The following is a 24,349-nucleotide window of genomic DNA, read 5'->3' on the forward strand; positions in this document are numbered from 1 at the left end:
TCGATCCGATGGCCCGAAGCCGGCCAAAACGTCGGTCTGGCGATTGATTGGCACGATCGCCTCGATCGCACGCGTCAGGCGTAGCGTGACGTGCATGAATCAGGGCGATCAGGTAGCCGAATTCGAACTGCCCGACCAGACAGGAAAGGTGCGAAGCCTGCGCGAGTTGCTCGCCGATGGGCCGATCGTGTTGTTCTTCTATCCCGCGGCGATGACGCCCGGCTGCACCAAGGAGGCCTGCCATTTCCGCGACCTGGCGGCCGAATTCGCCGCGGTCGGCGCAGGCCGGGTCGGCATCAGCACCGATGCGGTCGACAAGCAGGCGAAATTCGCCGACAAGGAAGGGTTCGACTATCCGCTGCTCTCGGATTCCGACGGCACCGTCGCAACGCAGTTCGGCGTGAAGCGCGGCCTGCTCGGCAAGTTCATGCCCGTGAAGCGGACCACCTTCGTGATCGACACCGACCGCACCGTGCTGGCCGTGATCGCTTCGGAGATCAGCATGGACCGCCACGCCGACAAGGCACTCGAGGTGCTGCGCCAACGACAGTCGGCGTGACACGGGTTCGACCCCTCACTGGCTTCTGTGGCGCAGAATCGGCGCTGAAAAGTTCAAACCTCCGGCCCCAGCAGCTGGTCGGCGTCGAAGCAACTGTGTTCGCCGGTGTGGCAGGCGCCGTCGACCTGGTCGACCTCGAGCAACACGGTGTCGCCGTCACAGTCGAGGCGCACCGAGTGGACGTACTGCGTGTGGCCCGACGTCTCCCCTTTGACCCAATGCTCCTGGCGCGACCGCGAATAATAGGTCCCGCGGCGGGTCTCCAGCGTGCGGGCCAACGCGAGATCGTCCATCCAAGCCACCATCAGCACCCGCCCGGTGCCGCGTTCCTGGACGACCGCGGTGATCAACCCGTTGGCGTCGCGCTTGAGCCGCGAAGCGATGTCCGCATCCAAAGTCACCGCACCACGATCCCTTCCGCCGCCATCGCGGCCTTCACCTGACCGATGGTGAGTTCGCGGAAGTGGAACACGCTGGCGGCCAGCACGGCGTCCGCCCCGGCGGCGACGGCAGGGGCGAAATGCTCTGGCGCACCGGCACCGCCGCTGGCGATCACCGGAACGTTGACGGCTCCGCGCACCGCGGTGATCATCGCAAGATCGAAGCCGGCCTTGGTGCCGTCGAAGTCCATCGAGTTCAGCAAGATCTCACCGACACCGAGTTCGGCTCCGCGCGTTGCCCATTCGATGGCGTCGAACCCGGTGCCCCGACGCCCGCCGTGCGTGGTGACCTCCCAGCCCGACGGCGTCAGCTCCTGGTCCCGCGGCACGGTGCGGGCGTCGACCGACAAGACGATGCACTGCGATCCGAACTGCCGCGACAACTCGGCGAGCAGTTCGGGCCGCGCGATCGCCGCAGTGTTCACCGCGACCTTGTCGGCACCGGCCCGCAGCAGCACGTCGACATCGGCGACCGAGCGCACCCCGCCGCCGACCGTCAACGGGATGAACACCTGCTCGGCGGTCCGCTTCACGACCTCGAGCATGGTGGCCCGCCCCGAGGAGGACGCGGTCACATCGAGGAACGTCAGTTCGTCGGCGCCCTCGGCGTCGTAGGCCGCGGCCAACTCCACGGGATCGCCGGCGTCGCGCAGGTTCTCGAAGTTGACGCCCTTGACCACCCGACCGTCGTCGACGTCCAGGCACGGGATGATCCGTACGGCCAGGTCCTTCGCGTTCATCAGAAGTACTCGGGATCGCCGACCGCGCGGAGCAGATCGAGCAGCTGACCGTGCAGGCCGGGCACCCCGGCGAGCGCCGACGGGGAATCGACCGTCCAGTCGTTGCCCGCGAGGTCGGTCACGACGCCGCCGGCCGCGCGGATCAACGCCACCCCGGCGGCATGATCCCACACGTGGCCACTGAAACTGACTGCGCCGCCAAGGATTCCCGCCGCCGTATAGGCCAGGTCGATGCCGGTAGCACCATGCATACGCATCCGTGAGCATTTGCGGCTGAGGCTCTCGACCACGCCCAGTCGGTAGCGTCCCGGCACCCTGCCGCGGGAGTCGACGTTGAACGTGCTGACCCCGACGATCGAGTCCGAGAGATCCGCGGGCTTCAATGCGGGCTGCTCGACCCCGTTGCTGCGCAACGGTCCTCCGACCACGGCGGTGAACCGTTGTCCGGTGAACGGCACCCATGTCAGACCGGCCACCGGTTCCCCGTCGCGCACCAGGCCGAGCAGGATGGCAGCCATCGGCGAACCGGCGGCGTAGTTGAAGGTGCCGTCGATCGGGTCCAGCACCCACAGCAGCGGCGAGTTCAGGTCCGCACCGCCGAACTCCTCGCCGTGCACCTCGATGCCGGTTCTCTTGGTCAACGCCGAAGTGACCTGGCGTTCGATGGCCAGATCCACCTCGGTGGCGAAGTCGTTGCCCTTCTTCTGCACGGCCGAGTCCGCGCGGTGGCCTTCGATGAACGGGACGGCGGCATCGTCGAGGATCTGCGCGGCTTCGGCGACCAGGGCGTCGAGGTCGGCCGCGTCCAGCGCCATCTACCGCTCCACCGCGGCCAGTGCCTCAGGTAGCGTGAAGCGCCCGGCGTACAACGCTTTTCCGACGATCGCCCCCTCCACCCCGCGGTCGGTCAACGTCGCGATCGCGCGCAGGTCGTCCAGGCTCGACACCCCTCCGGACGCGATCACCGGGGCATCGGTGCGCTCGGTTACCTGCGACAGCAGTTCGAGGTTGGGTCCGTTGAGCGTGCCGTCCTTGGTGACATCGGTGACGACGAAGCGTGAGGTGCCCTCCCGGTCAAGCCGTTCGAGCACCTCCCAAAGGTCGCCACCGTCGGTCTCCCAGCCGCGGCCGCGGAGCCGGTGATCACCGTCGACGATCTTCACGTCCAGCCCCACAGCCACTTTCTCGCCATGTTGGGCCACGACTTTCGCGCACCACTGCGGGTTCTCCAGCGCCGCGGTGCCAAGGTTGACGCGGGCACAGCCGGTCGCCAGCGCCGCCGACAACGAATCGTCGTCGCGGATGCCGCCGGACAATTCCACCGCCACGTCGAGCTTGCCGACGACCTCGGCCAGCAGTTCGCGGTTGCTGCCCCGGCCGAACGCGGCATCCAGATCGACGAGGTGGATCCACTCCGCACCGTCGCGCTGCCACGTGAGCGCGGCCTCCAGCGCGGAGCCGTATTCGGTCTCGCTGCCCGCCTGGCCCTGCACCAGACGCACGGCGCGGCCCTCGACCACGTCGACGGCGGGCAGAAGAATCAATCGTTGCGGCACGTCGGTCAACCTAATGCCTTGACCCAGTTGGCGAGCAACGCGGCACCGGCATCGCCGCTCTTCTCCGGGTGGAACTGTGTCGCCGAGAGCGGCCCGTCCTCAACCGCCGCGAGGAACGGCACGTGGTGGGTGGCCCATGTCAGCATCGCGGCCGGATCACCCTCCCACTGCTGGGCGGCGTACGAGTGCACGAAGTAGAACCGGGTGTCCGCGTCGATTCCGGCGAACAGCGTGCTGCCGGCAGGTGCGTCGACCACATTCCAGCCCATGTGCGGGATCACCGGCGCGTCGAGTCGCACGACGGCGCCGGGCCACTGGCCGCAACCGATGGTCTCCACTCCGAACTCCACACCGCGCGAGAACAGGATCTGCATGCCGACGCACACGCCGAGCACGGAACGACCCGCCGCCACTCGGTCGGCGATCAGCTTCTCGCCCTCGATCTTGCGTAGCCCGGCCATGCATGCCTCGAACGCGCCGACACCGGGCACCACGAGGCCGTCAGCGGCCATTGCCGCGTCGGCGTCGGCGGTCACCGTGACGTCGGCACCGACGCGCTCCAGTGCCCGTTGCGCCGAGCGCAGATTACCCGAACCGTAATCCAGGACGACGACTTTCTTTGTCACAGAGTGCCTTTCGTCGACGGCACACCGGTCACCCGGGGGTCGTACTCGACGGCCTGGCGCAGCGCGCGGGCGACCGCCTTGTACTGCGCCTCGGTGATGTGGTGGGGGTCGCGGCCGTAGATCGTGCGCACGTGCAACGCGATGCGCGCGTTCATCGCCAGCGACTCGAACACGTGCCGGTTGACGACGGTATGGTACGGCGCCGGCGATGACCCGCTTGCGCGAAGAGTATTCGACGAAGCTCCCGCGATCGTGAAGTGCAGCATGTGATCCGGTTCGCCGGTGTGCACGCAGTACGGCCGGCCCGACACGTCGACGGCCGCGTGCGCGAGTGTCTCGTCCATGGGGATCCACGCATCGCCGAACCGGCGGATGCCCTTCTTGTCGCCGAGTGCCTGACCGAGGGCTTGTCCGAATACGATTGCGGTGTCCTCGATCGTGTGGTGGCCCTCGATCTCGACGTCACCCTTGGCGCGCACGGTCAGGTCGAAACTCGCGTGGCTGCCCAGCGCGGTGAGCATGTGATCGAAGAACGGCACTCCGGTGTCGACCTGCACCTGCCCGGTGCCGTCGAGGTCGAGTTCGACGACGATGTCGCTTTCCTTGGTCTTACGCTCGATCGTCGCCCGACGAGGCTCGGTCACTTTGCTCCTAATGTCGACAGTTCGGTTGCGGCGAGGCGGGCGCTGGCGGCCAGCAGCGCATCGTTCTCTTCGGCCAGGCCGGTGGTGGCGCGCAGATAGCCGGGGATGCCGACGTCACGGACGAGGATGCCGGCGTCGAGGTAGCGCTGCCAGGTGGCGGGTGCGTCGGCGAATTCGCCGAACAACACGAAGTTGGCGTCGCTGTCGATCACCCGGAAACCCATGCCCCTCAACGCCTCCGCGACCCGGTTTCGTTCGGCGATGAGGGTGGCGACGCTGCCCAGCGTGTCGTCGGCGTGGCGCAGCGCGGCGCGGGCGGCGGCCTGCGTCACCGACGACAGGTGGTACGGCAACCGGACCAGCAGCACCGCCTCGATCACGGCCGGCGCCGCGATCAGATACCCGAGTCGGCCGCCCGCGAACGCGAACGCCTTGCTCATGGTGCGGGTCACCACCAGCCGGGCCGGATACTCCTCGATGAGGCGTACCGCGCTGGGCTGCGAGGAGAACTCGCCGTAGGCCTCGTCGACGATGAGAAGACCGGTGCTCATCGCGTCCAGCAGCCGGCGCAGGTCGTCGAGCGGAACGCTCTGTCCCGACGGGTTGTTCGGGCTTGCCACGAACACGATGTCAGGCTTGCGCTCGGCGACGGCCGCGACGGCGGCGTCGATGTCGAGGCTGAAGTCGTCGGCCCGGTTGGCCACCAGCCACTCGGTCTGCGTGCCGTCGGAGATGAGCGGGTGCATCGAGTACGACGGCACGAATCCGAGCGCGCTGCGGCCGGGCCCGCCGAACGCCTGCAGCAGCTGTTGCAGGATCTCGTTGGAACCATTTGCCGCCCAAAGGTTTTGGCAACTGAGCCGAGTTCGGGTCTGCGCCGAGAGGTAGGTCGCCAGGTCGGTGCGCAGCGCCACCGCGTCGCGGTCTGGGTAGCGGTGCAGCTCGCCCGCCACCGCAGCCACCGAGGCCGTCACGTCCTCGACGAGCGCCTGCGTCGGCGGATGCGGGTTCTCGTTGGTGTTCAGCCGCACCGGAACGTCCAACTGCGGTGCGCCGTATGGCGATTTGCCGCGCAGATCGGCCCGCACCGGCAGATCATCGAGTGTCACCTTCTCGCCGACCGGCTGTGCTCCTTGTTCTTCGCGCAAGCGGCTCATCACCGTTCGAACCTCCGCCGCACCGCTTCTCCGTGTGCGGGCAGGTTCTCGGCTTCGGCGAGCGTGATCACGTAGCCGGAAACGTCCTTCAGCGCGGCTTCGTCGTAGTCGACGACGTGGATCCCGCGCAGGAACGTCTGCACCGAGAGCCCGCTGGAGTGCCGGGCACAGCCCGCGGTGGGCAGCACGTGGTTGGAGCCCGCGCAGTAGTCACCAAGGCTGACCGGCGCGTACGGGCCCACGAAGATCGCGCCCGCAGAACGGATCCGGTCGGCCACCTCGCGTGCGTCGGCGGTCTGGATCTCCAGGTGCTCGGCGGCGTAGGCGTTGACGGTGCGGATACCCGCCGCGAGATCGTCGACGAGCACCGTCGCCGACTGTCTGCCACCCAGCGCCGCGCTCACCCGCTTGCGGTGCACCGTCGTCTGCAACTGGTTGGCCAGCTCGCGGTCGGTAGCGTCGGCCAACTCGACGCTTGGGGTGACCAGCACGCTGGCCGCCAGCTCGTCGTGCTCGGCCTGGCTGATCAAGTCGGCCGCGACGTGGCCGGGGTCGGCGGTGTGATCGGCCAGGATCGCGATCTCGGTGGGGCCGGCCTCCGCGTCGATGCCCACCTGCGACCGGCAGATGCGCTTGGCGGCGGTGACGTAGATGTTGCCAGGGCCGGTGATCATGTCGACCGGCGCCAGCTCGGCCCCGTCGGTGTCGGTGCCCCCGTAGGCGAGCAGCGCGATGGCCTGTGCGCCGCCCACCGCCCACACCTCGTCGATGCCGAGCAGCGCGGCGGCCGCCAGGATCGTCGGATGCGGGAGGCCCTCGTGTTCGGCCTGCGGCGGGCTGGCGATCACCAGCGAGTCGACTCCCGCGGTCTGCGCCGGCACCACATTCATCACCACGCTCGACGGGTATACGGCGTTACCGCCGGGCACGTAGAGCCCGACCCGCTCGACCGGTACCCAGCGCTCGGTGACCGTCGCACCGGGCGCCAATGTGGTGGTCGTGTCGGTGCGGCGCTGATCGGCGTGCACGGCGCGGGCGCGCTCGATCGCGACTTCGAGCGCGGCGCGCACATCGGCGCCCAACTCGGCCAGCGCCGCATCGAGACGGCTCCGCGGCACGCGGACCTGCGGCGGGGCGATCCCGTCGAACGTCTGGCCGTACTCCAGCGCCGCCTGCGCGCCGCGCTCGGCGACCGCGTCGACGATCGGACGGACCCGCGGCACCACCGCCTCCACGTCGATGCCGCCCCTCGGCAGAGCCGCCCGCAGCTGCGCCGCGCCCAGCGAGCGGTTGCGCAAGTCGATGCGCGCGATCGGCCCTGGCGATACATTCACGCTGACCATTCTCCCAGAGCAGTCCAAATCGGTTATGGAGGCGCCATGCGAGCCGGTGAGCATCCCAACAACGCCCCCGGCGTGCCGATGGTGTTTCCGCCGTGGTTCGAGAATCTGCAGGTCAAGTACCTGAACAAGATGGTCAGGCCATTCTCCCGGCTGATGCCGGGGATGGCGACGATCAAACACCGCGGCCGCAAGTCCGGTAAGCCCTACGAGACGATCGTCACTGTCTACCGCAAGGGCAACACCGCCGCCATCGCGCTCGGGCACGGAAAAACCGACTGGGTGAAGAACGTGTTGGCCGCCGGGGAGGCCGATCTGCACCTCACCCGTCGCGATCTGCACCTGGTCAACCCCCGGATCGTGCCCGCGGGCGACAACGCGGACGGGTTGCCGCTGATGGCCCGGCTGCAGGCCGGACGGATGGCGATCTTCGTCGCCGATATCGCCTGACGCACCCGGCTGAACACCGTCTTGCCGGTACCGCCGGCCTCGTCGCCGCGAAAGTGGCTGCCCGGGCCCTACTGAGCCGGTGAGCTACTTGCAGAGCTCGGTGATGCTCTTGTTCTGGGCATCGGCGTCGGACAGCCGCTTCGCTTGGGCCGGATCGTCGTTCGGTATCCCCGCGGTGGCGTTGGCACCGATGTCGATCAAGTTGTTCGCGAACTGACGGACCTTTTCGCTGAGCACCACCGGGGTGGCAGGATCGAGCCGGTCCAGCAGATACTGACCGCCGTCGTACAGCGAGATCCGCGCGTTGGCAGCAACCGCCTGGGCTCCGGTGACGTCCTGCGGGCCTCCTGCCGGTTGCAGGTTCGTGTTGAGCGAGACACCTTTTCGTACCACGTCGGTCGCCTGGCAGATCTTGGTCTTGGCGTCGGCGACCTGAGTCGCGTCGTACTCGGTTTCGGATTGGCTCGATCTGTACAGCGCCCACCCCGCGACCGCCAGAGCAGCGACGGCGACGATTAGGCTGGCGCCGGTCATCAGTTTCAGTCGGCGCGACGAATCCTCATCCACGCGTCCGATGGTATTCGGTCGCCCTAGAGATCTAGACCGATATCGAGGACTCGCACCGAGTGGGTGAGCGCCCCGATCGCGAGGTAGTCCACACCGGTGCCCGCGTACTCTGCGGCGCTCTCGAGCGACAGCCCGCCGGACGATTCCAGCTTCGTGGCCGGCGACCGGGTGTCGCGGCGTTGCACCGCGATCTGCGTTTGCCACACCGGAAAGTTGTCCAACAGAACCAGTTCGACGGTTTCGGACAGTACTTCGTCGAGCTGCTCGAGCGAATCCACCTCGACTTCGCATTCCAGCTCCGGCGCGGCCGCGCGCACGGCCCGCAGCGCCGCCACCACCGATCCGGCAGCAGCGACATGGTTGTCCTTGATCAGCGCTGCGTCGCCGAGACCCATCCGGTGGTTGACACCACCGCCGACGCGCACCGCGTACTTCTGCAGCGCGCGCAGGCCCGGGAGCGTCTTGCGGGTGTCGCGGATCTTCGCCCCGGTCCCGGAGACCGCCTCGACCCATGCCGCGGTCGTGGTGGCGATGCCCGAAAGGTGGCAGAGCAGGTTCAGCGTGGTCCGCTCGGCGGTGAGCAATCCCTGGGTGGGCGCGTCGACGGTGAGCACGACGCCGCCGGGTTCAAGCCGGGTCCCGTCCTCGACGCGATGCTTGACCAGGTAGCCGTCCGGACCGAGCACCTCGTCGAGGGCGACCAGTGCGATGTCCACGCCGGCGATCACGCCCGCCTCGCGGGCCACCATCGACGCCGTTGTCCTGGCGTACGCCGGCACCGTGGCGAGGGTGGTGACATCCGGTCCGTAGCGCAGATCTTCTTCGAGACCCCGCGCGATCACCCTGCGAGCCTCGGCGAGCTCATCGGCGGTCAGTTCCATCAGCAGCACGCCCCGGCCGCGAGGAGACTGCGCGCCTGCGCGGAGTCGGTGTCTGGATAGTCGCGCCGGTGATGGCAGCCGCGGGATTCGGTACGGCTCAGCGCGGCAGCCGCGACGGCCCCGGCCGCCGTCGTCAGTGCCACGTCCTCGAAGTCGGCGCGCGAACCGATCACCCGCGGTCGCGCGGTGTCCAACTCCTTGGCGAGGATGCCCAAGCCGTGGCCGTCGCGCACCACGCCGGCATTCTTGCTCATCGCCCGCTGCAGCTCGGCGCGCGGCAGCGCTCGACGCACTGCGGGTTGCGGCGGTCGCGCCATCACCGGCCCGGCGGCCAAAGCGTGTGCGGCGGCGGCTTTTCCAGCCCGGCGCCCGATGACGAGCCCCTCGAGCAGGCTGTTCGACGCCAGCCGGTTCGCACCGTGGAGACCCGTGTGAGCGACCTCGCCGGCGGCAAACAGGCCCGCGAGGTCGGTGCCGCCGTGCAGATCGGTGACCACGCCGCCGCAGCTGTAGTGCGCGCCGGGGACTACCGGAATCGCCTCGAGCGTGGGGTCGATACCCGCCGCCCGGCAGGCCGCGGTCACCGTCGGAAATCGCTTGATGAAACCGTCGATACGCCGAGCGTCGAGGAACACACACGGCGCGCCCGTCTCCTCGATGCGGGCGTGGATCGCTGCGGCCACCACGTCGCGCGGCGCCAGATCACCCATCGGGTGGACACCGTCGGTGACCGAACGGCCTTGGGAGTCAACAAGTATCGCGCCCTCACCGCGGACGGCCTCGGTGATCAGGGGGCGTCTGCCGGCATTGTGCCCATCGAACAGCATGGTCGGGTGAAACTGGATGAACTCGAGCTCGCTGACCGGCTGCCCGGCCCACATCGCAAGCGCGACACCGTCTCCGGTGGAGCCGTCGGGGTTGGTGGTGGCCGAATAGAGATGACCGAGTCCCCCGGTCGCCAGGATCACCGACGGCGCGTGCACCACCCCGGGTCCGTCGTCGTTGAGCACCAGCACACCGGTGACCGCCCCCGCTTCGTGCAGGATCTCGACCGCGATGTGGTTGTGGCGGATGTCCAACGCGGCCGCCGCAGCGTCGAGGGTCCGCTGCACCTCCGCGCCGGTCGCGTCACCGCCGGCGTGGATGATCCTGCGCCGTGAATGTCCGCCCTCACGGGTCAGCGACCACGACCCCGGCGCCGCCTCGTCGAACCGCGCCCCGTCGTCCACCAATTCGAGGACCGCGCGGTACCCGTCGGCCACGATCGAGCGCACCGCATCGGGATCGCACAGGCCCGCGCCCGCGGCGAGGGTATCTGCGACGTGTGCCTCGACCGAGTCTCCGTCCTCCCGCATGGCGTCCGGCAGCACCACGGCGATCCCGCCCTGGGCGTAGAACGTCGCGGTGGTCCCGACAAGTTTGGGGGTCTTGCTGAGCACCATGACGTTTCGGCCCCGGCGATACGCCGCGAGCGCTGCTACCAGGCCCGCCACGCCGGTACCGATCACGACGACATCGGCGCGCTGTTGCCAATGACCGGCCCACCGGCCCGAACCGCAGGCGGCCGGGCGCGTCATTCGCCGCCGCCGGGTTGGCCGATCCCGATCATGCGCTGCACGCTGGCCCGGGCCAATCGTGCGGTCTCGGGATCGACGCGAACCTCGTCCTTGCCCTCCAGCAGACAGCGCAACAGCGCGGCCGGTGTGATCATCTTCATGAACTTGCAGGAGGCGCGGTTATTGACCGCCATGAAGTCGACGCCCGGCGCGGCGCGGCGCAGCTGATACAACATCCCGATCTCGGTCGCGACCAGCACCTGGCGCGCACCCGTTTGGCGGGCGGCGTCCAGCATCCCGCCGGTGGACAGGATCTTGACGCGGTCCTCCGGAACTGCGCCCTCTCCGGCGAGGTACAACGCCGATGTGGCACAGCCGCATTCGGGGTGGACGAAGAGTTCGGCGTCAGGGTGAGCTTGGGCCTGGTCCGCGAGTTCGTCGCCGTTGATGCCCGCGTGCACGTGGCACTCGCCCGCCCACACGTGCACATTCGTACGACCGGTGACCCGCCGCACATGGGCGCCGAGGAACTGGTCCGGGCAGAACAGCACCTCGCGGTCCTCGGGAATCGACTCGACCACCTCCACGGCGTTCGACGATGTGCAGCAGATGTCGGTCTCGGCCTTCACCGCCGCGGTGGTGTTGACGTAGGACACCACGACCGCTCCGGGGTGTTCGGCCTTCCAGGCGCGCAGTTCGTCGGCGGTGATGGAGTCGGCGAGCGAGCAGCCGGCCCGTTGGTCCGGGATCAGCACGGTCTTGTCCGGGGCCAGGATCTTCGCCGTCTCGGCCATGAAGTGCACACCGCAGAACACGATGGTGTCCTCGGGCACGTCGGCGGCGATCCGCGACAGTGCCAGGGAGTCGCCGACGTGGTCGGCAACGTCCTGGATGGCGGGCAACTGGTAGTTGTGCGCCAGCAGCGTCGCGCCACGCAGATCGGCAATGCGACGAACCTCGGCGGCCCAGTCCTCATCGCCGTCAACCCCGGAAAAGCCGGCCGGACCATCGACGATGCGGCGCGATAGGTCGTCTGCGGGCATCCGGTCGAGAACCGTCATGGCCGCCTCCTTCGTCCAGATCGGGTTTTCGACTTACAATCGAAAACATGGTTCATATTAGCACCGCCCACGAGGTGCTCGCCGCCGTGTTCCAGGTTCGAGAAGTCAGTCAAAAGGCCGCAGGACAGAAACCGGCACTTCACGTGCTGTTGTGGCAGCGGGCGCTGGACCCTGAGCGCGGCAAGTGGTCGCTTCCGGGCGGACGAATCGGCGATGACGAGGACCTGACCAGCTCCGTTCGCCGGCAGTTGGCCGAAAAGGTGGACCTTCGTGAGCTTGCTCACCTCGAACAGCTGGCCGTCTTCTCCGATCCGCACCGGGTCCCCGGCGTCCGGACGATCGCGTCGACTTCCCTCGGGTTGGTGCCTTCCCCCGCCACGCCGGAGTTGCCGCCGGACACGCGCTGGCACCCGGTGAGCGATCTGCCGCCGATGGCGTTCGACCACGGCACCATGGTCGAACACGCACGTACCAGGCTCGTTGCCAAGCTGTCCTATACGAACATCGGATTTGCTTTGGCGCCAAGGGAATTCGCGCTATCCACGTTGAGGGACATCTACAGCGCCGCCCTCGGCCACCCCGTTGACGCGACCAACCTGCAACGTGTGCTCGAGCGTCGCAACGTCATCACCCGCACCGGCACCACCGCGCGGTCCGGCCGCAGCGGAGGGCGGCCCGCGGCGTTGTACCGGTTCACCGAGGCGCACTACCGTGTGACCGATGAATTCGCGGCGTTACGCCCGCCCGGGTGAGTCGACTGGATTCTTAACGCTCTCTTAAGCAAGAATGGCCGAATGTCTCTGGGCAATGCCGCGCCGGCATCAGGTGCCGAATGGATCGGGTACGTACCGCACGAGGACCTGTCCCGGGGTACCCGCCCGCAGCTTCCCCCCGACGACCCGTTCTACGAACCGCCCGCCGGCTTCCAGCACGCCGAACCCGGCACCGTGCTGCGCAGCCGCGACGTCGAGCTGGCCTTTCTGGGCCTGATCCCGCAGAAGTTCACCGCAACGCAGCTGCTCTACCGCACCACCGATATGAACGGAGCCCCGGAGGCGACCGTCACCACGGTGATCGTGCCGGCCGAGCGGGTGAACCGGGACGTCGTGCCGGTCGTGTCCTACCAGTGCGCGATCGACGCGGTGTCCTCGCGCTGCTTCCCTTCGTACGCGCTGCGCCGCAAGTCGTTGGCCCCCGGCGCGCTCGCCCAGTTCGAGTTTTTTCTGATCGCGGCGGCGCTCGCCGAGGGGTGGGCGGTCTCGGTCCCCGACCATGAGGGACCGTACGGCCTGTGGGGCACGCCGTACGAACCGGGCTTCCGCATCCTCGACGGCCTGCGCGCGGCCGTGAGCTGCGAGCGGCTCGGGCTGTGCGAGTCGGCGCCGATCGGGCTGTGGGGGTACTCCGGCGGCGGGCTGGCCTCGTCGTGGGCCGCCGAGATGCACGGCCAGTACGCTCCCGAGCTCAATATCGTCGGTGCGGTCCTCGGTTCCCCCGTCGGGGATCTCGGCAGCGCATACCGCCGGCTCAACGGCAGCATGTACTCGGGACTGCCCGCCATGGTGGTGGCGGCGCTGAGCCATGTCTATCCGGACCTCCACCGGGTCATTCAGGAACATGCCACCGACGAGGGCAAGGCGATGCTGCTGCGCATCAAGGACATGACCACCGCGCACGCCGTGTTGCGGTTCGCGGGCATGGACATGGACAAGCTCGTCAAGCGGCCGCTCAACGAGATCCTGGATATGCCCGAGGTCAGGCACGTCTTCGACAACATCAAGCTGGGCACCGCCGTGCCGACCCCGCCCATGCTGATTGTGCAGGCCGTCCACGACAAGATCGTCTCGGTCCGCGATATCGACGAGCTCACCGAGATCTACCGCTCCGGCGGCGCATCGGTCACCTACCACCGCGATCTGTTCAGCGAGCACATGCTGCTGCACCCAATGTCGGCGCCGATGGCGCTGCGCTGGCTGATCGACCGGTTCGACAACAAGCCGCTCTCGGAGCATCTGGTCCGCACGACGTGGCCGACGCTGCTGAACCCGATGACCTACGTCGGGATGACGCGGCTGGCCAAGATCGCGGTCAAGGTGATGACGGGCCGGAAGGTGGAGCGCTCTCCGCTGTGACCGGGGGGACGAATTCCGGTACTTCGACCGGCGGCCACGCGCCCAGATCATCGCGCGCCGTGGACACGGCGGTCAACGAGTAGACCAGCGCGGCCACCGCGGCGGGGAACAGGATCGTCAGCGCCGCCTGTAGCGGCGAATGCCCGAAGAACACGGGCGGCGCCTCCACGACGTAGTGCACGCGATGTTCGGGCGTCACCGGCGCGCCGGCCACGTCGATCGTCCCGTACCGCAGATGCACGAGCAATGTGCCCACGCCGGCGGCCGCGCCCGCGGCCAGCATGCTGCCGGTCGCCAGCGCCGCCATCATCACCGGCCCGCGGTGTGCCCGCCACTGCCACACCAGTACCGCGGCGATGACCGTTACGGCGCAGAGCATGCCGACGAGCAGGAATGCCGCGACGAAGAAGTGGTCGCCCTCGTTGCCCAGATAGCCGCGAACGCGATCGCCGTCGCGCGCCAACGCCACCACGCCGTGAACCGGCGGCGCCAGCCACGACCACAGCGCGCCGACCACGAGGCCGGATGCCGCCAGCGCCACCGTCACCGTCAGCGCCGCGCGGGTACGCGAAATCCGTGGGGCGGCAACATCGTTCATCGCTGGTCCAGATCCTTCGAGTCGGTCAGGCCGTGCCGGGAGCAGCGGGCCGACCAGCCGTCGGGGCGCACCTGGACGATCATCCGACGACCGCACTCGGCGCAGAACCGGGGCGGCTCGAGGCCGAGCTGGGCCGCGGTCGGCACCGTGGTGCCGCCGGATTCGCCGGTGTAGACGTTGAACGCCATACCTGTACGTTCTACAGGCTGGCGTTGAGGGCCTTGATGGGCATCTGCAGATCGTCGAGCAGTTCCAGGTCCGCCTCGGCCGGACGGCCGAGCGTGGTCAGGTAGTTTCCGACGATGACCGCGTTGATCCCGCCGAGGATGCCCTTCTTGGCGCCGAGATCGCCCAGGGTGATCTCCCGGCCACCCGCGAAGCGCAGCATCGTCCGGGGCAGCGCCAGCCGGAAGGCCGCGACGGCCCTGAGCGCGTCGGCGGCAGGCAGCACCTCCAAGTCGCCGAACGGGGTGCCCGGCCGCGGGTTGAGGAAGTTCAGCGGCACCTCATGCGGATCGAGTTCGGCGAGGTCAGCGGCGAACTCCGCGCGCTGCTCGAGCGTTTCGCCCATCCCGAGGATGCCGCCGCAGCAGACCTCCATGCCGGCCTCGCGGACCATCTGCAGGGTGTCCCAGCGCTCTTCCCAGGTGTGCGTGGTGACGACGTTGGTGAAGTACGACCGCGCGGTCTCCAGGTTGTGGTTGTAGCGGTGCACGCCCATCTCTTTGAGGCGGTCCACTTGCTTCTGGCTGAGCATGCCCAGGGAGCAGGCGATCTGGATGTCGACCTCATTGCGGATCGCCTCGATGCCCGCGGCAACCTGCGACAGCAGCCGCTCGTCGGGTCCGCGCACCGCGGCCACGATGCAGAACTCGGTCGCGCCGGTCTTCGCGGTCTGCTTGGCGGCTTCCACCAGGCTCGGGACGTCCAGCCATGCGCTGCGGACGGGCGAGGCGAAAAGCCCTGACTGCGAACAGAAATGGCAGTCTTCCGGGCAGCCGCCGGTCTTCAGGCTGATGATGCCCTCGACTTCGACATCGGGACCGCACCAGGCCATGCGGACCTCGTGCGCCAACGCGAGAAGGTTGTCGAGGCGATCGTCCGGCAACTGCAGCACCTGCAGCGTCTGGTCCTGGTTCAGGCCTTCGCCGCGCACCAGCACCTGCTCGCGGGCCACCGCAAGAATGTCGATCACCTGTCTGCCTCTCATTACTTGAACGGCGTTCAGGTTAGGGTACGGGCGTGCAGCTACACAAACGCGACGTGGTCGAAGCGGCGGCGACGCTGTTGGACACCTACGGGCTGGCCGACCTGACCATGCGGCGGCTCGCGCGTGAGCTCGAGGTCTCCCCCGGCGCCCTGTACTGGCACTTCGCCAACAAGCAGGAGTTGCTCGGAGCCGTGGCAGATCGGATCCTGGGCGCTGTTCCGGCCACGACGGGCATCGTCGACGTGTGCAACCGGCTTCGCGATGCGCTGTTGTCTCATACGGATGGGGCGGAACTCGTCTCCGCGAGCTTCGCGGCAGGTCAGTCATCGGCGATGGCGCAGATCGTCGAGCAGTTGACCGCGGCGACCGTGGACGCCGGCGTGTCGGCCGCCCATGCCGAACTGGCCGCCCGTACCGTCCTCTACTACGTGCTCGGCTTCACCGTCGACGAGCAGTCGCGCCTGCAGTGGGACGCCGCCGGGGCCGAACTGCCCGAAGAGCAGTCGGCGCTTGCCGATGACGCCTCGGCGCGGTTCCGCTTCGGAGTTCAGCTTCTCGTCGGCGGTATTCGCGTCGCTGAACGTGAACTTGTGCTCGACGAACTGCCGATTTCTCGCGCATAGCTTCACGTCCGATGCTTCACGTTCGATGAGATGGAGCTCATGCGATCGGGTGTTCGCGCTTCGCGTTGCCGTCCCAGCGACGCAACCCGACGATAGATCCCTTGATTTCTGCGCGCTTACCCGCAATCCGCACCGCCCGGCCCATCTGGGCAGGCACCACGCGCCGCGCCATCGTCACGTGCGGAGTCCATTCATCGGGCAACGCGTTCGGCATCGGCCCGGGATGCAGGTGCGGCTCACACAGTCTGTGCACTTCGGCGTGCAGGTCGAGCAGCGACTTGGTAGGCACCAACAGCCGCGCGAGCACGGCCTTGGCGCGGCCGAAGAACAGCGGCGCACCGATCCGGCACGGCAGCGGGAACCGACCCGTCAGTGAGCAAAGCAGCTCATCGACTGAAGGGTCGATCCGCTCGGCAACCGTCAGCGTGGCGTGCGGGCGGCTGGCCGGCGCCTGACTGGGAATCCCCGCGTCGCGCAGCTCATCCCAGATGTTTCGAATCGCGTCCTCGGTGCGCGGATCGAATACCAGCTCCACGGAATGCACCACCGCTACACCAGGCCTGCGACCCATGCGGTATCGAACGCAGCCGCGCTCATCGCCTCGAAACCGCCGGCGGTCATCGCGCCCGCGCCCGCGGGCAGCACCGCCCGCACCGGCCCCAGTTCCGCGAGCGCATCCCGATTGCCTTGCTCGGCGACGCCCGGATCCGACGGCCACGCACCAATCACCAGACCTGCGCACGAAACACCTTTGGCGTCAAGAGCTTCCAATGTCAGCGCGGTGTGGTTGAGGGTGCCTAACCCGGCCGCGACGACGACCAGCACCGGCGCGGCCAGATCGACCGCCAGGTCGCGCAGCGTGACCCCGGCGCCGATCTCCACGAGCAGCCCACCTGCTCCCTCCACCAGCGTCAGCTGTGCCTTCGGCGCCCGTACCGACTCGACTAGCTCGGTGCGGGTGGGCAACGCGAGCCCCGCACACTCCGCCGCCGCGCGCGGCGCCAACGGCTGGGGATACCGCCATCCGCCCGACAAGTCGGTCACCCCCGAGAGCAGGCCCACGTCGGCGAGATCGTCGTCCGTCGGGCTGCCGGTCTGCACCGGTTTGCACACGGCCACGTCGATACCCGCCAGCCGTGCGTGGCACGCCAGCGCTGCGGTGGCGATCGTTTTGCCGACGCCGGTGTCGGTACCGGTGACGAGAAGCGTGCTCACGGGTGAGGCGTCAGCACTTCAGTGAGAACCTCACGGGCCAAGGTCATTTCGTCATCGGTCAGTGACGCCCTCGCGGTCAGCCGCAGCCGTGACGTCCCGGTGGGGACCGTCGGCGGGCGGAAGCAGCCGATCCGGACGCCCCGGTCCAGGCACGCCACCGCGGCGGCCAACGCCACCTCCGGTTCGCCGAGGATCACCGAAACCACCGCCGACTCCGGCCGCTCCGGCACCGAGCAGATGGCAGCCAATTCCGCGGCGTGGTCCAATACCGCCTGCGCGCGCCACGGCTCGGCGATCAAGACGTCCAGCGCCGCCCACGCCGCCCCGACCGCCGCGGGCGCGAGTCCGGTGTCGAAGATGAACGGGCGCGCGGCGTCGATCAGGTGATCGCGCACCGCCGTCGGGCCCAGCACGACTCCGCCCTGGCTGCCCAGCGCCTTGGACAGCGTCGTCGTCATCACGACGTCGGCCTCGCCCGCCAGGCCGGCCTCGTGCAGCAATCCACGCCCACCGGTGCCGCGCACGCCGAGGCCATGAGCCTCGTCGACGATCAGGAGCGCGCCGTGTCGTCGGCACACCTCGTGCAGCGAAGGGAGCGGGGCCAGAACCCCGTCGGCAGAGAACACCGAATCCGTCAGAACGACCGCCCGCTCCTCGGTGCGCGCAGCGAGCGTGGCCTCGACCGCCTCGACATCCCGATGCGGCGTGACGACCACGCGGGCCCGGGACAGGCGGCACGCATCGACCAGAGAGGCGTGGGTCAGGGCATCGGAGACCAGCAAAGATCCGGCATCCGACAGCGCGACGACCGCGCCGAGGTTGGCGGTGTAGCCGGAGGAGAAGACGAGCGCCGACTCGGCACCGACGAAGTCCGCGATTGCCTCTTCGAAGCCTTCGTGCAGCTCGGTGTTGCCGGTGATTAGTCGCGATCCGGTGGATCCGGCGCCCCAGGTGCCCAGCGCGGCGACTCCGCCGTCGATCACTGCCGGGTGCTGAGACAGCCCCAGATAGTCGTTCGAGGCGAGGTCCAGTTCGGCGCCGACGGGGGAACGGGCGCTCAGCGACCGGCGCAGACCGTCGGCGCGCCGCTGCGCCTCGACGTCGTCGAGCCACGCCAGCGGCGAAAGGCCTGTGCGCGTCAAGGAAGCTCCTACCGGGACTTGAACACGTCGGCGAGCCGACAGTTGAACACGTCGGCGAGCCGACAGTTGAACACGTCGGCGAGCCGACAGTTGAACACGTCGGCGAGCCGACAGTTGAACACCGTTCAGGTTAGGGCAGCGGCGCGTGACCGCAAAATAAGGCGTGCTCTATGTGGTTGATCCCAATCAGCCCGTGCGTGCGATCAACCAGTTAACGCCCGCGCCACCCCGACCATGCCGGCGGCGATCTGACCGATCTCGTCGGACGTGCAGACATACGGCGGCATCGCGTAGACCAGATTGCGGAAGGGCCGCAGCCAGAGCCCGTGTTCCAGCGCCGCCGGCGTCGCCACCCGTAGATCCACCGGGCGGTCCATCTCGATCACCCCGATCGCCCCGAGCACGCGCACGTCGGAAACGCCCGGAACCTGCACGGCCGCCGCCAGGCCGTCGCGCAGAGCCGCCTCTATGCCGCGCACGGTCGACCGCCAGTCCTGAGCGAGCAGCACCTCGACCGACGCCACCGCGGCCGCGCACGCCAGCGCGTTCGCCATGAACGTCGGCCCGTGCATGAGCGCTCCCGGCTCGTGCGTGCTGATGGTGTGCGCGATCTCCCGCGAACACAGGGTCGCCGCCAGCGTGAGGTAGCCGCCGGTGAGCGCCTTGCCCACGCACATGATGTCCGGGCTGACGCCGGCGTGGTCAGCCGCGAAGAGTTCGCCGGTGCGGCCGAACCCGGTGGCGATCTCGTCGAAGATCAGCAGCACGCCGTGGCGCGAGCAGATGTCTCGCAGATCGGCGAGATAGCGCGGGTCGTGGAACCGCATCCCGCCCGCGCCCTGCACCACCGGCTCGACGATCACCGCGGCCAGCTCGTCGGCGTGCTCTGCCAACTGCCTCTCGAACGCTTCGACGTAGCCCGCGTCGTAGGCTCGCGGCACCCGCGGCGCGAACTCCTGTGCGACGAGTACGTCCGTCCACAACGAGTGCATCCCGCCGTCCGGGTCGCACACGCTCATCGGCGTGAAGGTGTCGCCGTGATAACCCCCTCGCCATGTCATCAGCCGGTGCTTGCCGCCCCTGCCCAGGCTGCGCCAATACTGGAGCGCCATCTTGACGGCCACCTCCACCGACACCGAGCCCGAGTCGCTGAAAAACACGGTGTCCAGGCCGTCGGGGGTGATCTCGACGAGCAACTGCGCCAGCCGCGCGGCCGGTTCGTGCGTCAACCCGCCGAACATGACGTGGTTCATCGTGGCGAGTTGGTCGGTGATCGCCGCATCGAGCACGGGATGACCATGCCCGTGGATCGCGGTCCACCACGACGCCATCGCATCGAGAACCCGCAGGTCACGCCCGTCGTGGTGGAGGGTGAGCCAGGCCCCGCGGGCGCCCACCGCGACCACTGGCGCCAACGCCTCGGCGCCGATCGTGCTGTAGGGGTGCCAGACGTGTGCGGCGTCGACCGCGCTGATCTCGGCAGGCGTCATGGCTGGCACCTTCGGTAGATTATCCGTCGACCATGATGACCCTCGCCCCTCCCCGGCCAGCGCCCGTCGCTGACCCGGGACGTCCGCCGCGCGCAGCGAAAGCCGCAAGCGGTAGCCGCGCCTCGGCGTCCTACCGGCACGATCTCGACGGCCTGCGCGGCATCGCGATCGCGCTCGTCGCCCTCTTCCACGTGTGGTTCGGTCGGGTTTCCGGTGGTGTCGACGTGTTCCTGGCGCTGTCCGGCTTCTTCTTCGGGGGACGACTGCTGCGCACGGCGATGACGCCGGGCGCCTCGCTGTGGCCAGTCCCCGAAGTGACCCGGCTGGTCCGCCGGCTGCTGCCCGCTCTGGTCGTGGTACTGGCCGCGTCGGCGGTGCTGACCATCCTGATCCAGCCGCAGACCCGGTGGGAGACGTTCGCCGACGAGAGCCTGGCCAGCCTCGGTTACTACCAGAACTGGGAGCTGGCCAACTCCGCGTCGAACTACCTGCGCGCGGGCGAGGCGGTCAGCCCTCTGCAGCACATCTGGTCGATGTCGGTGCAGGGCCAGTTCTACATCGCGTTCCTGGCGTTGATCTTCGGGGCCGCCGTGCTGTTTCGGCGCGTCCTCGGCAAGCACATGCGGTTGGCGTTCGTGCTGCTGCTCAGTGCGCTGACCATCGCGTCGTTCGTCTACGCGATCTACGCGCACAACGCCGACCAGGCCACCGCCTACTACAACAGCTTCGCCCGAGCATGGGAACTTCTGCTCGGCGCGCTGATCGGCGCATTCGTATCGCACCTTCGCATGCCGATGTGGCTGCGGACGACGGTCGCGTTCGTCGCACTGGCGGCGATCCTGTCGTGCGGCGCGCTGATCGACGGGGTCAAGGAATTCCCCGGCCCGTGGGCGCTGGTCCCGGTCGGCGCCACCATGCTGGTCATCCTGTCCGCGGCGAACCGGGTGGCCGATCCGCACACCGCTGGGCGGATGCCGCTGCCCAACCGCCTGTTGGCGTCGGCGCCGTTCGTGTCGCTGGGTGCGATGGCCTACTCCTTGTATCTCTGGCATTGGCCACTGCTGATCTTCTGGCTGGCGTTCAGCGGGCACACCCGCGCGACCTTCGTCGAGGGCGCGGTGGTTCTGCTGGTTTCCGGTGTGCTGGCGTGGCTGACCACCAAGTACGTCGAGAACCCGCTGCGGTACCGCGCCTCGTCGACCCAGCGCGCGGCCGTGCCGTCGAGGAGTCGACGGCGCAGGCCGACCGCGGTGCTTGCCTCGGTGGTCGCGTTGTTGGGCGTGGCGCTGACCGTGACGTCGTTCACCTGGCGCGAGCACGTGCTCGTCCAGCGTACGAACGGCGCAGAGCTCATGGCACTTTCGTCGCAGGACTACCCCGGCGCCGCTGCGCTGCTCACCGAGGCGAGGGTGCCCAAACTACGGATGCGCCCTACCGTGCTGGAGGCCAAGAACGACCTCCCCCAGACCACCGAGGACGGCTGCATCAGCGACTTCGACAACGTCGACGTGATCAACTGCGCCTACGGTGACAAGGCCGCCAAACGCACGATCGCGCTGGCCGGCGGATCACACGCCGAGCACTGGATCACCGCGCTGGACCTGCTGGGCAAGAGACACCACTTCAAGGTGGTCACGTACCTGAAGATGGGCTGCCCGCTGACCACCGAAAAGGTGCCGCTGGTGATGGGCGACAACCGCCCGTACCCGAAGTGTCACGAGTGGAACGAGCGGGTGATGAAGAAGATCGTCGCCGACCGCCCGGACTACGTCTTCACCACCTCGACACGGCCATGGAACATCAGGGCCGGCGATGTGATGCCGGCAACGTATGTCGGCATCTGGCAGGAGTTGTCCGACAACGACATTCCGGTTCTGGCCATGCGTGACACACCGTGGCTGGTTCGCAACGGCAAACCGTTCTTCGCCGCCGACTGTCTGGCCGACGGCGGTGACGCGATCTCCTGTGGAACACGCCGATCCGACGTACTCTCCGAGCACAACCCGACACTCGATTTCGTCAAGAGGTTTCCGCTCCTGGAACCGCTCGACATGAGTGATGCGGTGTGCCGCAAGGACATCTGCCGAGCGGTGGAGGGAAATGTGTTGATCTACCACGACGCTCACCACATCTCGAAGACCTATATGCGCACGATGGCGCCCGAGCTCGGCCGCCAGATCGCAGCCGCCACCGGCTGGTGGGTTGGCTGATGACCTCCGGCGAACCGGCAACGGTACCCACCGTCTGGCCGGGGACGGCCTATCCCCTCGGCGCCACCTACGACGGCGCAGGCACCAACTTCTCGGTGTTCTCCGAGGTCGCCGATCGGGTGGAACTGTGCCTGATCGGTAAGGACGGCAGCGAGGAGCGGGTCAACCTCGAGGAGATCGACGGCTACGTCTGGCACTGCTATCTGCCGACGGTCACCCCGGGGCAGCGCTACGGCTTTCGTGTGCACGGCCCGTGGGACCCGGCGGCCGGGCACCGGTGCGATTCGAGCAAGCTGCTGCTCGACCCGTACGGAAAGTCCTTCCACGGCGCCTTCGAGTTCTCCCAGGCGCTGTTCTCCTATGACATGACCGCCGACGACCTCGCCACGGGCGGCACGCCGCCACGCATCGACTCTTTGGGTCACACCATGACCAGCGTCGTGATCAACCCGTATTTCGGCTGGGCGTCCGACCACGCGCCGCGCACGCCGTACCACGAGACCGTCATCTACGAGGCCCACGTCAAGGGCATGACGCAGCGGCATCCGGGCATTCCCGAGGAACTGCGGGGCACCTACGCCGGGCTCGGTCACCCAGCCGTCATCGACCACCTCAAGTCGCTGAACGTGACAGCGATCGAGCTGATGCCGGTGCACCAGTTCTTGCACGATCACCGCCTGGTCGACCTCGGATTGCGGAACTACTGGGGCTACAACACTTTCGGCTTCTTCGCGCCGCACTACGAATATGCAGCCAACAAGCACGCCGGCGGCGCGGTCGCCGAGTTCAAGACGATGGTCCGGTCCTTCCACGAGGCCGGGATCGAGGTCATCCTCGACGTGGTCTACAACCACACCGCAGAGGGCAACCACCTCGGCCCGACACTGAACTTCCGCGGGATCGACAACGCCGGCTACTACCGACTGCTCGACGGCGACCTGCGCCTGTACAAGGATTTCACCGGCACCGGCAACAGCCTCAACGCCCGCCATCCCCACACCCTGCAACTGATCATGGACTCGCTGCGCTACTGGGTGACCGAGATGCACGTCGACGGTTTCCGCTTCGACCTGGCGGCCACCCTGGCCCGGGAGTTGCACGACGTCGACCGGCTGAGCGCGTTTTTCGACCTGGTGCAACAAGATCCGGTGGTGAGCCAGGTGAAGTTGATCGCCGAACCCTGGGACGTCGGCGAAGGCGGTTACCACGTCGGGAACTTCCCAGGTTTGTGGACCGAGTGGAACGGGAAGTACCGCGACACTGTGCGTGATTACTGGCGGGGTGAACCCGCAACCCTTGGCGAGTTCGCATCGCGGCTGACCGGTTCGTCCGACCTCTATGAAGCGACGGGTCGGCGGCCGTCCGCGAGCATCAACTTCGTCACCTGCCATGACGGCTTCACGTTGAACGACCTGGTGTCCTACAACGAGAAGCACAACGAGGCCAACGCCGAGGACAACCGCGACGGTGAAAGCCACAACCGGTCATGGAACTGCGGCGTGGAGGGCCCCACCGACGACCCGGTCATCCTGGCGCTGCGCGGCCGGCAGATGCGCAACATCATGGCCACGCTGATGCTGTCTCAGGGCACACCGATGATCTCGCACGGCGACGAAATCGGCCGTACCCAGCTCGGCAACAACAACGTCTACTGCCAGGACTCCGAGATCTCCTGGATGGATTGGTCGCTGCGCGAGAAGAACGCCGACCTGCTCGAGTTCACCCGCACGGTCACGCGGCTGCGCAAGGCCCACCCGGTGTTCCGCAGGCGGCGGTTCTTCGAGGGCAAGCCGATCCGCAGCGGCGACCAGGTCCGCGATATCGCGTGGCTGACACCTGCCGGCGAGGAGATGACGCTCGAGGACTGGGGCACCGGGCTGGGCAAGTGCGTGGCGGTGTTCTTGAACGGAGACGCCATCTCGGCCCCCAACGCTCGCGGCGAACGGGTTGTCGACGACTCGTTCCTGTTGTGCTTCAACGCCGACGACCATTCACAGGACTTCATCACCCCCGCGGTCAGCTACGCCAACGAGTGGACCGCGGCACTGGACACAGCCCAAGCCACCGGGTCCACCGAATTGGTCGCCAAGGCGGGTGAGAAGATCTCGCTGCCCGCGCGTTCGCTTCTGGTGCTGCGCAAGACGGGCTGAGT

At 68.0% G+C, this 24,349-nt stretch carries 26 protein-coding genes; 7 read left to right on the forward strand and 19 right to left on the reverse strand.

What is annotated here, in order from left to right; translation table 11 throughout:
- Positions 1-94: 94 nt before the first annotated feature.
- A complete protein-coding gene (locus QGN32_RS00645; RefSeq protein ID WP_326546773.1) occupies positions 95-559 on the forward strand; it encodes a peroxiredoxin in 465 nt (154 codons plus the stop codon).
- A gap of 53 nt (positions 560-612) precedes the next feature.
- Here QGN32_RS00645 and hisI read toward each other — a convergent pair whose 3' ends face one another.
- Genes hisI through hisD form a run of 8 tightly spaced genes read right to left on the reverse strand, consistent with a single transcriptional unit; the run spans position 613 to position 7,065 of the window.
- On the reverse strand, positions 613-960 hold the full coding sequence (gene hisI, locus QGN32_RS00650; protein WP_326546774.1) for a phosphoribosyl-AMP cyclohydrolase: 348 nt from the start codon (positions 958-960) through the stop codon (positions 613-615).
- Entirely contained in the window at positions 957-1,739 is a 783-nt protein-coding gene (gene hisF / locus QGN32_RS00655) for an imidazole glycerol phosphate synthase subunit HisF (protein ID WP_326546775.1), read from the reverse strand. Before hisF ends, hisI begins: the two co-directional genes overlap by 4 nt.
- Entirely contained in the window at positions 1,739-2,554 is an 816-nt protein-coding gene (locus QGN32_RS00660) for an inositol monophosphatase family protein (RefSeq protein WP_326546776.1), read from the reverse strand. The genes hisF and QGN32_RS00660 overlap by 1 nt, the downstream gene beginning before the upstream one ends.
- Positions 2,555-3,295, reverse strand: coding sequence for a bifunctional 1-(5-phosphoribosyl)-5-((5-phosphoribosylamino)methylideneamino)imidazole-4-carboxamide isomerase/phosphoribosylanthranilate isomerase PriA (gene priA, locus QGN32_RS00665; protein WP_326546777.1), 741 nt, complete (start codon positions 3,293-3,295; stop codon positions 2,555-2,557).
- A gap of 5 nt (positions 3,296-3,300) precedes the next feature.
- On the reverse strand, positions 3,301-3,921 hold the full coding sequence (gene hisH, locus QGN32_RS00670; RefSeq protein ID WP_326546778.1) for an imidazole glycerol phosphate synthase subunit HisH: 621 nt from the start codon (positions 3,919-3,921) through the stop codon (positions 3,301-3,303).
- On the reverse strand, positions 3,918-4,565 hold the full coding sequence (gene hisB / locus QGN32_RS00675; RefSeq protein WP_326546779.1) for an imidazoleglycerol-phosphate dehydratase HisB: 648 nt from the start codon (positions 4,563-4,565) through the stop codon (positions 3,918-3,920). Before hisB ends, hisH begins: the two co-directional genes overlap by 4 nt.
- Positions 4,562-5,722, reverse strand: coding sequence for a histidinol-phosphate transaminase (locus QGN32_RS00680; protein ID WP_326546780.1), 1,161 nt, complete (start codon positions 5,720-5,722; stop codon positions 4,562-4,564). Before QGN32_RS00680 ends, hisB begins: the two co-directional genes overlap by 4 nt.
- Positions 5,722-7,065, reverse strand: coding sequence for a histidinol dehydrogenase (gene hisD / locus QGN32_RS00685; RefSeq protein ID WP_326546781.1), 1,344 nt, complete (start codon positions 7,063-7,065; stop codon positions 5,722-5,724). The genes QGN32_RS00680 and hisD overlap by 1 nt, the downstream gene beginning before the upstream one ends.
- Positions 7,066-7,101: 36 nt before the next feature.
- On the opposite strand from hisD, the gene QGN32_RS00690 reads away from it, so the two are divergent.
- Complete coding sequence (locus QGN32_RS00690) at positions 7,102-7,512, forward strand: nitroreductase family deazaflavin-dependent oxidoreductase (RefSeq protein WP_326546782.1); 411 nt, start codon at positions 7,102-7,104, stop codon at positions 7,510-7,512.
- 84 nt (positions 7,513-7,596) lie between these two features.
- Here the strand turns inward: QGN32_RS00690 and QGN32_RS00695 are convergent, their stop codons facing one another.
- The 4 genes from QGN32_RS00695 to nadA are packed head-to-tail and all read right to left on the reverse strand — an operon-like array spanning position 7,597 to position 11,577.
- The gene (locus tag QGN32_RS00695; RefSeq protein ID WP_326548867.1) at positions 7,597-8,046 is read right to left on the reverse strand and encodes a hypothetical protein; all 450 of its coding nucleotides are present in this window, start codon (positions 8,044-8,046) and stop codon (positions 7,597-7,599) included.
- A gap of 56 nt (positions 8,047-8,102) precedes the next feature.
- Positions 8,103-8,960 carry a carboxylating nicotinate-nucleotide diphosphorylase gene (gene nadC / locus QGN32_RS00700; protein ID WP_326546783.1) on the reverse strand — a complete coding sequence of 286 codons (858 nt, stop codon included), beginning with the start codon at positions 8,958-8,960 and terminating at the stop codon, positions 8,103-8,105.
- Complete coding sequence (locus tag QGN32_RS00705) at positions 8,960-10,537, reverse strand: L-aspartate oxidase (RefSeq protein WP_326546784.1); 1,578 nt, start codon at positions 10,535-10,537, stop codon at positions 8,960-8,962. Before QGN32_RS00705 ends, nadC begins: the two co-directional genes overlap by 1 nt.
- On the reverse strand, positions 10,534-11,577 hold the full coding sequence (nadA, locus tag QGN32_RS00710; protein WP_326546785.1) for a quinolinate synthase NadA: 1,044 nt from the start codon (positions 11,575-11,577) through the stop codon (positions 10,534-10,536). Before nadA ends, QGN32_RS00705 begins: the two co-directional genes overlap by 4 nt.
- A 47-nt stretch (positions 11,578-11,624) precedes the next feature.
- Here nadA and QGN32_RS00715 point away from each other — a divergent pair, with 47 nt between their 5' ends.
- Positions 11,625-12,329 (forward strand): NUDIX hydrolase, encoded by a 705-nt coding sequence (locus tag QGN32_RS00715; protein WP_326546786.1) that lies wholly within the window; start codon positions 11,625-11,627, stop codon positions 12,327-12,329.
- A 42-nt stretch (positions 12,330-12,371) separates the two neighbouring features.
- On the forward strand, positions 12,372-13,709 hold the full coding sequence (locus QGN32_RS00720) for a lipase family protein (protein WP_326546787.1): 1,338 nt from the start codon (positions 12,372-12,374) through the stop codon (positions 13,707-13,709).
- Here QGN32_RS00720 and QGN32_RS00725 read toward each other — a convergent pair.
- From QGN32_RS00725 to bioB, 3 genes are read right to left on the reverse strand one after another with little or no spacing between them, the layout of a single operon-like run.
- On the reverse strand, positions 13,666-14,307 hold the full coding sequence (locus QGN32_RS00725) for a DUF2567 domain-containing protein (protein ID WP_326546788.1): 642 nt from the start codon (positions 14,305-14,307) through the stop codon (positions 13,666-13,668). The genes QGN32_RS00720 and QGN32_RS00725 overlap by 44 nt on opposite strands.
- Positions 14,304-14,495, reverse strand: coding sequence for a biotin synthase auxiliary protein BsaP (bsaP, locus tag QGN32_RS00730; RefSeq protein WP_326546789.1), 192 nt, complete (start codon positions 14,493-14,495; stop codon positions 14,304-14,306). Before bsaP ends, QGN32_RS00725 begins: the two co-directional genes overlap by 4 nt.
- An 11-nt stretch (positions 14,496-14,506) precedes the next feature.
- Positions 14,507-15,502 (reverse strand): biotin synthase BioB, encoded by a 996-nt coding sequence (gene bioB / locus QGN32_RS00735; RefSeq protein ID WP_326546790.1) that lies wholly within the window; start codon positions 15,500-15,502, stop codon positions 14,507-14,509.
- Positions 15,503-15,549: 47 nt separating this feature from the next.
- On the opposite strand from bioB, the gene QGN32_RS00740 reads away from it, so the two are divergent.
- The gene (locus QGN32_RS00740; RefSeq protein WP_326546791.1) at positions 15,550-16,140 is read left to right on the forward strand and encodes a TetR family transcriptional regulator; all 591 of its coding nucleotides are present in this window, start codon (positions 15,550-15,552) and stop codon (positions 16,138-16,140) included.
- Positions 16,141-16,177: 37 nt separating this feature from the next.
- Here the strand turns inward: QGN32_RS00740 and QGN32_RS00745 are convergent, their stop codons facing one another.
- From QGN32_RS00745 to QGN32_RS00760, 4 genes are all read right to left on the reverse strand, one after another.
- The gene (locus tag QGN32_RS00745; RefSeq protein WP_326546792.1) at positions 16,178-16,687 is read right to left on the reverse strand and encodes a 2'-5' RNA ligase family protein; all 510 of its coding nucleotides are present in this window, start codon (positions 16,685-16,687) and stop codon (positions 16,178-16,180) included.
- Between the two features lie 2 nt (positions 16,688-16,689).
- On the reverse strand, positions 16,690-17,355 hold the full coding sequence (gene bioD / locus QGN32_RS00750; protein ID WP_326546793.1) for a dethiobiotin synthase: 666 nt from the start codon (positions 17,353-17,355) through the stop codon (positions 16,690-16,692).
- Positions 17,352-18,497, reverse strand: a complete 1,146-nt coding sequence (locus QGN32_RS00755) for an 8-amino-7-oxononanoate synthase (protein WP_326546794.1) — start codon at positions 18,495-18,497, stop codon at positions 17,352-17,354. The genes bioD and QGN32_RS00755 overlap by 4 nt, the downstream gene beginning before the upstream one ends.
- Positions 18,498-18,700: 203 nt before the next feature.
- On the reverse strand, positions 18,701-19,996 hold the full coding sequence (locus QGN32_RS00760; protein ID WP_326546795.1) for an adenosylmethionine--8-amino-7-oxononanoate transaminase: 1,296 nt from the start codon (positions 19,994-19,996) through the stop codon (positions 18,701-18,703).
- A 23-nt stretch (positions 19,997-20,019) separates the two neighbouring features.
- Between QGN32_RS00760 and sucT the strand changes: the two genes are divergently transcribed.
- A complete protein-coding gene (gene sucT, locus QGN32_RS00765) occupies positions 20,020-22,197 on the forward strand; it encodes an acetyltransferase SucT (RefSeq protein ID WP_326546796.1) in 2,178 nt (725 codons plus the stop codon).
- Complete coding sequence (glgX, locus tag QGN32_RS00770; RefSeq protein ID WP_326546797.1) at positions 22,197-24,347, forward strand: glycogen debranching protein GlgX; 2,151 nt, start codon at positions 22,197-22,199, stop codon at positions 24,345-24,347. Before sucT ends, glgX begins: the two co-directional genes overlap by 1 nt.
- Positions 24,348-24,349 lie beyond the last annotated feature (2 nt).

Source organism: Mycolicibacterium sp. ND9-15, assembly GCF_035918395.1.
In the GTDB taxonomy this organism is placed as follows: Bacteria; Actinomycetota; Actinomycetes; order Mycobacteriales; family Mycobacteriaceae; genus Mycobacterium.